This is a genomic window from Brevibacterium sp. FAM 27836, assembly GCF_051351055.1.
In the GTDB taxonomy this organism is placed as follows: Bacteria; Actinomycetota; Actinomycetes; order Actinomycetales; family Brevibacteriaceae; genus Brevibacterium.
Genome location: NZ_CP195711.1, coordinates 3,933,948 through 3,945,964, shown reverse-complemented (window position 1 = coordinate 3,945,964; position 12,017 = coordinate 3,933,948). Strand labels below are relative to the sequence as shown.

At 65.6% G+C, this 12,017-nt stretch carries 9 protein-coding genes; 2 read left to right on the top strand and 7 right to left on the bottom strand.

The genetic code is table 11. The annotated features are described in order from the left end of the window. Positions 1-70: 70 nt before the first annotated feature. Both ACSE4D_RS17605 and ACSE4D_RS17600 read right to left on the bottom strand, forming a co-directional pair. On the bottom strand, positions 71-841 hold the full coding sequence (locus tag ACSE4D_RS17605; protein WP_240689943.1) for a polyprenol monophosphomannose synthase: 771 nt from the start codon (positions 839-841) through the stop codon (positions 71-73). Positions 842-1,116: 275 nt separating this feature from the next. Then, entirely contained in the window at positions 1,117-2,055 is a 939-nt protein-coding gene (locus ACSE4D_RS17600; protein ID WP_425119427.1) for a metal-dependent hydrolase, read from the bottom strand. A 76-nt stretch (positions 2,056-2,131) separates the two neighbouring features. Here ACSE4D_RS17600 and ACSE4D_RS17595 point away from each other — a divergent pair, with 76 nt between their 5' ends. Both ACSE4D_RS17595 and secA2 read left to right on the top strand, forming a co-directional pair. Beyond that, positions 2,132-3,823 carry a 5'-3' exonuclease H3TH domain-containing protein gene (locus ACSE4D_RS17595; RefSeq protein WP_240689944.1) on the top strand — a complete coding sequence of 564 codons (1,692 nt, stop codon included), beginning with the start codon at positions 2,132-2,134 and terminating at the stop codon, positions 3,821-3,823. A gap of 43 nt (positions 3,824-3,866) precedes the next feature. Then, positions 3,867-6,128, top strand: a complete 2,262-nt coding sequence (gene secA2, locus ACSE4D_RS17590) for an accessory Sec system translocase SecA2 (RefSeq protein WP_425119413.1) — start codon at positions 3,867-3,869, stop codon at positions 6,126-6,128. A gap of 45 nt (positions 6,129-6,173) precedes the next feature. Here secA2 and ACSE4D_RS17585 read toward each other — a convergent pair whose 3' ends face one another. The 5 genes from ACSE4D_RS17585 to ACSE4D_RS17565 all read right to left on the bottom strand — a co-directional run bounded on the left by ACSE4D_RS17585 (position 6,174) and on the right by ACSE4D_RS17565 (position 11,992). Continuing rightward, the gene (locus ACSE4D_RS17585; protein WP_425119412.1) at positions 6,174-8,894 is read right to left on the bottom strand and encodes a DEAD/DEAH box helicase; all 2,721 of its coding nucleotides are present in this window, start codon (positions 8,892-8,894) and stop codon (positions 6,174-6,176) included. Further along, entirely contained in the window at positions 8,887-9,729 is an 843-nt protein-coding gene (tatC, locus tag ACSE4D_RS17580; protein WP_346763090.1) for a twin-arginine translocase subunit TatC, read from the bottom strand. Before tatC ends, ACSE4D_RS17585 begins: the two co-directional genes overlap by 8 nt. Further along, complete coding sequence (tatA, locus tag ACSE4D_RS17575) at positions 9,726-10,013, bottom strand: Sec-independent protein translocase subunit TatA (RefSeq protein ID WP_135540864.1); 288 nt, start codon at positions 10,011-10,013, stop codon at positions 9,726-9,728. The genes tatC and tatA overlap by 4 nt, the downstream gene beginning before the upstream one ends. 85 nt (positions 10,014-10,098) lie before the next feature. Further along, entirely contained in the window at positions 10,099-10,986 is an 888-nt protein-coding gene (locus ACSE4D_RS17570; protein ID WP_135540866.1) for a WYL domain-containing protein, read from the bottom strand. Then, on the bottom strand, positions 10,970-11,992 hold the full coding sequence (locus ACSE4D_RS17565; RefSeq protein WP_240689945.1) for a helix-turn-helix transcriptional regulator: 1,023 nt from the start codon (positions 11,990-11,992) through the stop codon (positions 10,970-10,972). The genes ACSE4D_RS17570 and ACSE4D_RS17565 overlap by 17 nt, the downstream gene beginning before the upstream one ends. Positions 11,993-12,017 lie beyond the last annotated feature (25 nt).

The window sequence follows — 12,017 nt, the reverse complement described above, 5'->3', positions numbered from 1 at the left end:
AGGGGGTGCAGGCCGAGGCCTGCACCCCCTTCAGGCATTTCCCCTCACTGCGCGCGAAGGAGCGATGTGCTCAGGCCGGCTCGGCGCGTTGTGACCTGTCGCCGCCCAGCAGCCGGCGCAGCTGCCTGCGGCGTCGATCCAGGCCCCATCCTGCGACCTTCGTGAAGGCCTCGGAGATGATCGAGCCGCTCATCTTCGACTCACCGAGCTCGCGCTCGACGAAGACGATGGGAACTTCGGCGACCCGGAAGCCGGCTTCGACGGTGCGATAGGTCATGTCGATCTGGAAGCAGTATCCCTGTGATTGCACGCCCGAGAGATCGAGCGCTTCGAGCACTTCGCGAGAGTAGGCGCGGAAGCCTGCGGTCGCATCCTTCACGCCCAGCCCGATGACGGCATTGACGTAGACGTTGGCTCCGCGAGACAGGAAGTATCGCGACTTCGGCCAGTCGACGATCGCGCCTCCTGGCACCCACCGGGATCCGATGACGAGATCGGCCGCTCCCGAACGCGCGACGGAGAGCAGCTGTTCGAGGTCGAGAGGACGGTGCGAGCCGTCGGCGTCGAATTCGCAGATGATGTCGTAATCGCGCTCCAGAGCCCATTCGAATCCGGCGATATAGGCCATGCCGAGCCCGGCCTTCTCGCTGCGGTGCAGGACATTGATGCGCGGGTCCGACGCTGCCTGCTCTGCGGCCCACTCCCCCGTGCCGTCGGGTGAACCGTCATCGACGATGAGGACATCGATCTGTGGCTGCTGTTCGAACAGTCCGGAGAGAGTCACCGGCAGGGCGAGACGTTCGTTGAAGGTCGGAATGACGACGAGAATCTTAGAAGGCACGGACTCCACGATACGCGTTCGGCATCGGCGACAATGAGTCGACACCCCCGCCTTCGGACCACGCCGCTGCTGCGGCGAGTTATCTAATGACGGGAGTGCCGACTCCATCCCGCATGCGGCGGAATGTTCATCACGAATCTAGTTGTCGGCGCTGACTTTGCAAAATCGATCTGACCAGGGCCGATGACCAAAACCCCAGGTCAAAGGGGTGAAGCAGGGTGAAAAAGTCTGGATTCCTCGGCGTGTCGACTCGACACGCCGACCCCGGCGCCGGTTCAGAGGGCGACTCGTGTGGGCAGAGCCACGTCCGCGGCCAGCTCCGGCAGACCCGGAGTTCCCGACCGCGGGTCGGTGCTCCAGGCCGCGACACGCGGGTCGGCGACCTGCACGACGAGACGCTCGACCTGCCACCGCACGATATCGGCATCGGCTCCCGGGGCGAGCACGCCCCCTTCGGGGTTGCCAGCGGCCCGATGAGCGAATCGGGTGGCGGCGTTGAACGCGGCGCGGGCGCCGATGCCGTTGTCGCCGACGACGGCATCGCGCACACCGGCCCATGGGGAGGTCTGCGAATGGCAGAACGAGATCTGCGCACCGGCGGCGAGCAGCTGGGCCAGGGGCTGCTCCCGCACGGGATCGACGGTGATGGCGACTCCGCAGCGGCCCAGGGCTTCGACCTGCGCCTCGGACACGGAGAAGTCGAGCCGCAGGCGGTACCCGTACCGCTGTGCGTGTGCCGGGTCGGCCCGCAGCGCCGCGAGCACCTCGCCGAGGCGGTCGTTCGAGTCGATGAGGATGTAGAGGCTGAGCTCCGGCAGGCCCTCCAGGGTGAGGAGCCGTTCGGCGTCGATCGAGGCCCGACCGGCGTCGGCCGCGGTCTCGGTGCCGTCTCCGGTCAGCGTCGGGTAGGCCACGACCGACAGGCCGTCCGGTGCACCGGCGTCGAAGCCGGCGGTCGCCTCGGCGCTGCCGATGGCATGCACATGCGTGAATCCCTGGGTATAGAGCTGTTCGGCGCTCGGCGCCGCCTCGTCGAGGATGAGCCCGGCATGGACGAACCCGGGTGTGAGGAAATCCTCGTTGAGGTCGATCGCCTCGGGGTCCAGAGCCTTGGCCGCCTCATCGGAGCCGATGAACGAGACCTTGCCGTCGGCGCATCCCAGCGCCGTGGCGAACGGGTCGATACTGCTGTAGACATCTCCACCAAAGTACATAGTCACAGCCGACAGGCTACACCGTCGGGGCTGGCGGCTACACCTGTGTCAGGAGCGTCGGGTATCGTCATCGATTGTGAAGCCATTGGTTCTGCTCGATACGCCTGCACTGTACTACCGCGCCTTCTACTCGGTGCCGGACTCGATCGTCAATGACGACGGTCAGCCGGTCAACGCCGTTCGCGGGGTGCTCGACACCGTCGCACAGATGATCCGCCGCTTCGGCTCCGCCCGTGTGGTGGCGACGATGGACGCGGATTGGCGCCCGGCCTTCCGCACCGCGATCATGCCCGAGTACAAGGCGGCGCGGGTCAAGGACGAAGCGGCCGGTACGGAGATTCCGGCGGAACTGGCCGGGCAGCTGCCGATCATGACACGCGTGCTCACGGCTGCCGGAATCCCCATCGCCGAGGTGGACGGGACCGAAGCCGATGATGTCATTGCGACGATGGCGGCCCAGTCGACGACCCCCGTCGTCATCGTCTCTCCCGACCGGGATCTGCTCGCACTGCTCGATGCCGAGACCGAGGTGAGCGTCCTGCGTCCGCGCAAGGGCGGGGAATGGGAAGCCCTCACCCAGGCCGATCTGCCGCATGCCTACGGCGTGCCCGACGGGACTCGCTACCGAGAGCTCGCGGCTCTGCGCGGGGATCCCTCGGACGGGCTGCCCGGCGCCCCGGGCATCGGGGAGAAGACCGCGGCCACGCTGCTGGACAACTTCGGCTCGCTCGACTCGATCGTCAGAGCCGCGAAGGCCGGAGTGAAGACCGGGGGCCTGAGCCCGAAGCGGGCCGCGACCATCATCGAGGTCGAGGACAGTCTGTATAAGACGCTCGAGGTCATGCGCTGCCTCACCGACGTCGATCACGGCATCGACCTGTCCGCGGTGCCGAATCGCTTCGATCGGGCCGGAGTCCTCGCCGCAGCGACAGGACAGAACATCCGCCGTTCCGTGGACAACCTCGTCGCCGCGCTCGAATCCGTCGCCGGCGCCTCCACTGCAGGTGAGGGCGGCACTCCCCCGGTCCCCCTGGCTGTGACTCCCCCGGTCCCCCAGGCTGCGACCGCCCCGGCGCCTGCTCGTGCGACCGGATCGTGGCTGGACTGCCGGCTCGTCGGCTTCGACCTCGAAACGACCGGTGTCGACCCGGCGACGGCCCGCATCGTCACCGCCGCATTCGTCGACTCGGCGACGCAGACGCGCACCTGGTTGGCCGACCCCGGCATGGAGATCCCCGAATCGGCACGCGCCGTCCACGGCATCACCACCGAATACGCCCAGGCCAACGGTGCGCCCGCAGCCCAAGTCGTGACGGAACTGTGCGAGCAGTTCGCTGCCCTCAAGGACGAAGGTGCGGTGGTCGTCGGCCACAACGTCGTCTACGACCTCAGCGTGATGGCCGCCGAGGTGGCCCGGCATCGCCCGGACATCGACTTCGCCGGGATCATCCCGACGATCGTCGACACCTTCGTCGTCGACAAGTACATCGACCCCTACCGCAAGGGCAAACGGACGCTGATCGACACCGCGAGAACCTATCGTGTTCAACTCCTCGACGCGCACGATGCGGCCGCCGACGCGCTGGCAGCACTGGACATTTCCCGAGCATTGGCCGAAAAGTCCACGGAAATCGCGGGGCTGAGCAGCCACGCGATCATGAGCGCACAGGCCGAGTGGAAGCGCTCACAGGCCGCAGGACTCCAGGCCTGGCTGCGGAAGAAGGGCAACGCCGAAGCCGTCGTCGACGGTTCGTGGCCGATGTCCTGAACGTTAGACTCGACACCGACGCACTTTTCGACGAAGGACGACCATGGGATTCTTTGCACGCCTGCTCAACCGACCCGGCGCTCAAGCCGAGAAGGCAACGGGCTGGTTCGAACGAGCAGCCGACGAACTCGCCGCGGCCGGACGCGAAATCTCCGATCTCAGCGATGCAGAGCTCACCGAGGCCGCGGGCGAGGTCTTCGCTTCGGGAACTCAGCAGCAGACGCTGACCCGCTACTGTGCCCTCGCCCGGGAAGCCGGTGAACGTGCCCTGGACGAAACCGCCTATGACACGCAGCTGCGCGGCCTCATCGGCCTCCTGCAGGGCAGCATCGTGCAGATGGCCACCGGCGAAGGCAAGACCCTCGTCGGCGCCTTGGCGGCTGCCGGCTACGCCCTGCAGGGACGCCGGGTCCACGTCGTCAGCGTCAACGACTACTTGGCCGTGCGCGACCGGCAGTGGATGAAGCCGCTCTTCGATCTCCTCGGTGTGCGTTCGGCGGCGATCTCCGGGTCGCAGAGCGAAGACGAACGGCGTGAAGCCTACCGGGCAGAGGTCGTCTACGCTTCGGTGACCGAAGTCGGCTTCGACGTCCTCCGTGATCGCTTCCTCACCGATGACGCGGATCTGCGCGTCCCCGAACGCGACGTCGTCATCGTCGATGAAGCCGATTCCGTACTCATCGATGAGGCCCGAGTTCCCCTCGTCCTGGCCGGATCGGCCAGCGTCGAGGACGCCGATACGGCGATCGCGGCTCTCGTGGCCAAGCTCAGCCCCGACACCGATTTCGAGATCAGCCCGGACCGTCACGCGGTCTCACTGACCGATGCCGGAGTCGACCGGGTCGAAGAGGAACTCGATGTCGAACTCTTCGGCGAGGACTCCGAGACTCTGGCCGCCGTCAACCTCGCCCTCCACGCCCGTTCCCTGGTCAAACGCGATGTCGACTATCTCGTCGTCGATGGCCGGATCAAACTCATCTCCTCCTCCCGCGGGCGAGTGGCCGAGCTGCAGCGGTGGCCCGACGGACTCCAGGCCGCCGTCGAGGCCAAGGAGAGTCTCGGCACCACCGACAGCGGCGAGATCCTCGACCAGATGACCGTCGAAGAGCTCATCCACGGCTATGAGACGGTGTGCGGGATGACCGGCACGGCCCTGGCCGTCGGCGACGATCTGCGCGAATTCTACGGGCTGGAGATCGTGCCCATCGATACGCACCTGCCGGTCATCCGCATCGACGAACCCGACCGTCTCTTCACCTATCAGGAGTCGAAGGAACGCGCGATCGTCGAGGAGGTTGCGGACAGTCATGCCCGCAACCGTCCCGTGCTCATCGGTACCTCCTCGGTGGCCGAAAGCGAATCCTTGGCCCAGCGTCTCAGCGAACGTGGAATCGACGCCGCGGTGCTCAATGCGAAGGACGACACCCATGAGGCCGAGATCATCGCCGGAGCCGGTGCCCCCGGCGCGGTGACGGTGTCCACGCAGATGGCCGGCCGCGGCACCGACATCCGCCTCGCCGATGACGAGGTCGCCGAGGCCGGTGGCCTGCTCGTCATCGGTGCCGGCCGCTATCCGTCATCCCGACTCGATGATCAGCTGCGCGGTCGTGCCGGTCGGCAGGGTGATCCGGGCACCTCGGTCTTCTTCACCAGTCTCGAGGACGAACTGCTCACCCGCGTGCCGGAGATCCAGCGTTTCGTCACCGAGGGCGACGAGACCGGACTCATCGACTCCAAACGCGCCCTCGCCCTCGTCGAACACGCCCAGCGCATCGCCGAGGGCCAGAACACGGCTCTCCACCGCGACACGTGGCGGTTCAACGAGCTCATGGCCAAGCAGCGGGAGCTCGTCCTCGAACGCCGCGTGCAGATCCGCAAGGAGGACGAACCGGTCGAGCAGCTGCGCCGCGAACTCGGCGACCGAGCCGAGGACATCGTCACGGAGCATTCGGAGGCACTTCTCGTCCAGGTGCTGCGCGATGTCATGCTCTTCCACCTCGACGCTCGTTGGGTCGACCATCTCGCGTTTCTCAACGACCTGCGCGAGGGCATCCATCTGCGCACCTTCGCCCGCGAGAAGCCGCATGAGGCGTTCAATGCGGAGTCGATCCGCATCTTCTCCTCGTTCTGGTCCGATGTCATCGAGGACTCGAAGGCCACTGTCGAGAAGGCCGAGATGACCGCTGAGGGCATCGATCTCGAATCGCACGGACTCAAACGTCCCTCCTCGACGTGGACCTACCTGACCACGGAGAACGCCTTCGGTTCGGACATCGAGAACATCGTCAAGAAGGTTCGCCGCTGAGACGACGTCCGCGTCCGGCCCGTGAGCTGCCGGAGGCGGCTCGGGTCAGGAGTCGGCGACGACGCCTCGGCGGATGGCATTGACCGTCCGCCGGATCCTCACCGCGGTGTCATCGTCGATGACTTCGGCGACCTGACCGAGCAGATCGAGGCTCTGCTTCGCCCAGCGGACGAAGTCACCGGCGGCGATATCGCTGCCCCGCAGCGACTCCGAGAGGGTCTTGCCCTCCGTCCACCGATACATCGGCTTGATGAGCCCGCGGTCCGGTTCCTCGGTCGTGTCGAGAGCGTGCTGTTCCTCGAGGTGGAAGAGCCGGCGCCAGGTCGTCTCCGCCTCATCGCAGACGACCTTGAGATCAGCGCTCGGCGCCCGATGCGCGTGCAGGGTGTCCCGGCGCGACTGGAAGACGAAGATCGATGCGAAGGCCGCGAGTTCGGGCTCATTGAGCTTCTCCCACAGACCGGCACGGATCGTCAGTGCCACCAGCAGATCCCGTTCACCGTAGATGCGGCGCAGCATCATTGACTCGGCGGGATCGAAGCCGAGGCCGCGCAGCACGTCCTGAACACGTTCGAACACCAGCGCGATCGACGTGGTGCGCCCCTCGATGCGAGCGATGAGGGAATCGTTCTCCCGGATGAGCTTGTCGGCGCGATTGGCCCATCGGGCATGCACCTCCCGATCCGGGCAGTCGTGACACGGATGGGCCCGCATCTGCGCCTGCAGCTCGGCCACGGTGGTGTTCTCACCCTCGCGGTCCCGCTTCGACTCCCAGTGCGCATCCGGGTCGACGCGACCATCGGCGACGGCGGATTCGAGGATCGACAGCAGCTGTCTGCGGTCGCCGGCCTGCCGATGGTTGAACTTCTTCGGCACCCGAATACGTCCTTGAGAGGCCACCGGTGCGGTGACCTCATGCGGGCGCAGGTGCCACACCTTGCCCTGCTCGGTGAGCACGGTCGGCAGCCGGGAGACTCCGTCGCGACTGCTCATCGGGGCGATGATCACGGCCCGACCGCCGACCCGCTTGGCCGGCATCGTCACCACATCACCGATCTTGAGGGCAGTGAGGGATTCGACGATATCGCGCTGCCTGTTCCGCGATTTCGTCCGGGTCTCCTGCTTCTGGGTGTCCGAGATCGCCCGGCGCAGACCCGCGTATTCGGAGAAGTCACCGAGATCGCAGTGCATGGACTTCTCGTAGGCTGCGATCGTCGTTTCGTTCTTGCGGACCTTCCGCGCCAGACCGACGACGGCCTTATCGGCCTGGAACTGCGCGAACGAGGTCTCGAGCACCTTCGCAGCCTCCGCCGAGCTCATCCGTGAGAGCAGATTCGCGGTCATATTGTAGGTCGGTCCGAACGCCGAGTTCAGTGCATATGACCGGTTCGACGCGAGTGCGGCGAGCTCGCTGACCTCGATGGTCGGATGCCAGACGACGACGGAATGCCCGATGCGGTCGATGCCGCGACGTCCGGCGCGACCGGTCAGCTGCGTGTACTCCCCCGGAGTGATCATGACATGGGCTTCGCCGTTGAACTTCACGAGCTTCTCGAGCACCACCGTGCGCGCCGGCATGTTGATGCCCAGGGCGAGGGTCTCCGTGGCGAAGACGACCTTGATGATCCCCTGTGAGAACAGTTCCTCGACGAGCTGTTTGAACTGCGGGATCATGCCCGCATGATGGGCGGCCACGCCGAGCAGCAGTCCTTCGCGGAAGGTGTGGTAGCCGAGGATGCCCAGGTCTTCGTCGGCCAGCTCTTCGCGCAGGGATTCGAGCGCGGCGTTGACGATCGTCTTCTCATCCCGCGAGTTCAGGTCGACCCCGGTGCTCAGATACTGTTCGACGGCTTCGTCGCAGCCGTTGCGGGAGAAGATGAACATGATCGCCGGCAGCATGGCCGCCTCGGCGAGGGACGCGACGACTTGGGTGCGGCTGGGACGGCGGAACCGGGCGCGGGTGGCGCGTGCACGCTTCGAACGCGGACCTCCGTGGGTGCGGGTGGCGTGATTGAGTGCGGGGTCGATCCGGTCCGAGTCGGCGTGGGTGAACAGGTCAAACATGCGGTGGCCGACGAGGACGTGGTTGACCAGAGGCACCGGGCGGTGGCTGGTCGACACGATCGTCGTGGGTCCCCTGACCTCACGCAGCCACGCTCCGAACTCCTCCACATTCGACACCGTCGCCGACAGCGACACCATCTGCACGCGGTCAGGCAGATGGATGATGACCTCTTCCCACACCGGTCCGCGGAACCTGTCGGCGAGGTAGTGGACTTCGTCGAGGACGACGAACCCGAGGTCGGACAGGCCCGCCACATCGTTGTAGAGCATGTTGCGCAGCACTTCGGTGGTCATCACGATGATCGGCGCGTCCCGACGGATGGTCGTGTCCCCCGTGAGCAGGCCCACGTTCTCCGGACCGTGGACGGCAGAGAGGTCGTTGAACTTCTGGTTGCTCAGCGCTTTGATCGGCGTCGTGTAGAAGATGCGTTTGCCCTGGCCGCGGGCGAGCTCGACGGCGAATTCGGCGATGAGCGTCTTCCCGGCTCCTGTCGGAGCGGTGACGAGGACGTCCTCACCTTCCTGCAGGTGGCTGCACGCTTCGATCTGGAAGTCGTCGAGTTCGAATTCGGTGCGCGACATGAACTGCCCCAGAGGGGTGCGCGCGAATTCGGAGCGAGCTCGGAATTCAGCGTAGGCGGCGGAGGGACTCAGCGTCTCTTCCGCGGCGGTCGGATCCGAGGGGTGAGTGGAATCAGTCATTCTTCTCTTCGTCAGTGAGTTCGTCCTCGTCGACCCACAGGCCCTGTTCGATGAGGCGCTTCTTGCGTCGGCGGTCGTTGAAGACACAGATCGCCCACGCCACGCAGAACAGCGTCATCATGGGGATGACGAGGAAGAACATGGACATGGCATCGGGGGTCGGGGTGGCGATCGCGGCGAACAGGAAGACGAGCATGACGATGATGCGCCAGGACTTCTTGATCCGGTCCGCCGAGAGGATTCCCAGCATGTTCAGTCCCACCATGAGCACCGGCAGGACGAAGGCGAGACCGAACACGACGATGATGATCATCACGAAGCTCAGATAGTCCTGAGCCGGGATGATGTTCGTCCCGCCTTCGGGTGTGAACGAGGTCAGTGCCTTGACGGCGTTGGGCAGGGCGAAGAACGCCATCGTCGACCCGGCCAGGAACAGTGGAATCGCGGCGCCGAGGAAGCCCAACGAATAGAACTTCTCCTTGCGCTTGAGCCCGGGCACGATGAACGCCCAGATCTCGTAGAGCCAGATGGGGCAGGAGATGAAGAGACCGATGAAGAACGAGAGTTTGATCTTCAGGTCGAAGGGGGACGCGACTCCGGCGAAATTGATCTCTGCCATCCGGCCCCCGTTGTCGCGGATGGTCCGTATCGGCTCCTGCAGGATGTCGAGCACAGGGTCGTAGAGGAACCAGCCGCCGACCGCACCCAGGACGATGGCGGCGGCTGCGATGATGACGCGGTTGCGCAACTCGACGAGGTGCCCGACGACGGGCATCTTCTTCTCAGGGTTCTTCTTCTGTGCTCGCGAGGCTTTCCGCTGACTGTTCTCTTTCACTTCTCGTGAGACTGCGGGTCCTGCTTCTCTCGACTCGACTCGTCGGAGCCGGTGGCCCCACCGGTGGCCTTGTCCGAGTCGGTCGAGGAGTTCTGGTTCAGGGCTCCCGGTTCGGTGGACTTCGTCGCCGAAGCGTCCTCATCGTCGCGCAGGTCCTTGACCTCGGACTTGAAGATCTTCATCGACTGTCCCAGGCTTCGAGCCAGCTGCGGCAGTTTGGGCGCGCCGAAGATGATCACGATGATGAGGATCACGATCGCGATCTGCACGAAACTTGGTTTCATTGGGAGCTCCTTGGTTTGTTGATGCTGTGACGATTCTACGCTGTGCGGCTGAGCCTTTCATCCTCATCCGCAGGCGGTTCACCGCTCAGCCGAGTCGTCGCAGTGCCTCCGCGACCGCATCGGTGTCGTCGATCTCGGTGATGACATCGGCGTGGCAGAGCAGGAACCGGCTCAGCCAGTCGACCGAGTGCACGAGCAGACGCACGCGCACACTCGTCTCACCGTTTTCGAAGTATTCACGTGTCGTCACGTCGAGTTCATCGGCCAGCCAGGCTCCCCTGCCGGAGAAGCCGAGGGTGACCTCGTGGGATCGAGTGGTCGATTCGCTCACCGACAGCGGCGGATGGGCCGTGAGCTCCCATGCTCTGATGCTGCCGAGTGCGAACCGGCGCGGTGCCCCGGCCGAGTAGCACCAGGCGTCGACGTACCAGTCGGAACCGGGCACCAGGTTCGTCGGAGCGATGATCCGGGTGGTCAGTTCGTCACGGGAGGCCACATAGTAGTCGATCTGCAGCGCCGTCTCTTCGTCAACGGCCTTCTGCAGCGCACTCAGCAGCTCTTCGTCGACGTCGATGGGGCTGACGTCGACGGCGGTGCGCAGGTTCTCGCCCGCCGCAAGCCGGAGCTTGTCCGCGGCCGAGGCCACGGCCTCGGAGTCCAGCCCTGGCAGCGAGGAGAGCAGTTCGAGGGCGAGCACGAGGACGCCGGCTTCCTCCGCGCTCAGACGCACCGGCACGGAGACCTCCTCGGCGTTGGAGACGAAGATCTGCCCGCCCTCCCAGCTCGCGTCGATGAGGTCATCGGGCATGTGCCCGGGCCGTCCTGTGACGAAGAGGAGCTGAAGGTCGTCGATGAGGGTGTCGGAGTCGATGCCGAAATACGCGGCTGTGTCCTCGAGATCCGCGCCGGGATGGTCATCGAGGTAGGGCACGAGGCTGAGCAGCCTCGTCAGTCGCTCACGCGCTGAGGACACTGGCACCTCCGAGGCGGTTGAGGGATGCACGGATCTCATCGCGGCGCTGGTCCACGGCACGGACGAGTTCGGGCGGTGACACCGCTTCGACGGCGTCGCCGAAGCCGACGATCTCGGCCGCGAGCGTGTCGACATCGGAGAACTCGATGATCACCGCATCGTCATCGACGCGCACCTGCCGGCGTCGAAGCGGGTCGGCCCGGTGGGCGCGGATGTGCAGCTTCGCCTCGGCGACGACCGCCATCTCCGAACTCGACTGCAGAGCCAGTTGAGGTGAGAAGTCCTCGGGGATCGTGTAATCGCCGGGCTCACGTCCGCCGAGTTTCGCGATTCCGCCCTCGACGCGGGAGAGACGGAAGGTCCGACGTGCCTGCCGATCGAGGTCGAAACCGAAGAGGTAGACGCGATCGCCGCGGCTGAGCAGGGCGTAGGGTTCCAGACGCACCTTGCGCGCGGTCTGTCCGGGTTTGTGGTAGCGGAAGCCGATGGCTTCGCGGGCGTTGATGTGGTGGAGGGCATCGGCGAAGTTCGCACTGGCGAGTCTGCGTGCGGCAGAGCCCGGATCCACCTGCGCACGCTCGGCACCCTGCTGGTCGAGGTCGATGCCCAAGGCCCGAAGCTTCGTCAGCGCCTGCGCACTGGAGTCGCCGAGTTCGGTCTCCGACCAGAAGGCGGCCGCGACCGTGACGGCAGCGGCCTCGGCCGGAGTGAGATCGACCTCGTCCATCGCATAGTCGGCGGTCGAGATCCGGTAACCGGTCTCTCCCGCGTCTCCGTACGCATCGTGTTCGGCACGGGTGGCGATCGTGATGCCCATGTGCCGCAGCAGCTCTTTGTCGCGAGAGAACTTGCGGTCGAAGGCGACCTCGTCGAGCCCCGTGTAACCGTCGATGGCGCTCATCAGGGTCTTGCGAGAGACCCATCCGCGGGAGGCGCGCAGAGCGATGAGCAGGTTCATCAGCCGTTCCGTCTGCTGTCTCTGTCTGCTGGTGCGGGGTGTGTTCACGATTCCACCGTAACCTAGGCCGGGC

What these genes read in the sequence shown, in the direction of transcription:
- secA2 (WP_425119413.1), top strand. Translation starts at nt 3,867, where the DNA reads ATGGGATTCTTTGCACGCCTGCTCAACCGACCCGGCGCTCAAGCCGAG.
- ACSE4D_RS17600 (WP_425119427.1), bottom strand. Translation starts at nt 2,055, where the DNA reads ATGTACTTTGGTGGAGATGTCTACAGCAGTATCGACCCGTTCGCCACG.
- tatA (WP_135540864.1), bottom strand. Translation starts at nt 10,013, where the DNA reads ATGAAACCAAGTTTCGTGCAGATCGCGATCGTGATCCTCATCATCGTG.
- ACSE4D_RS17585 (WP_425119412.1), bottom strand. Translation starts at nt 8,894, where the DNA reads ATGACTGATTCCACTCACCCCTCGGATCCGACCGCCGCGGAAGAGACG.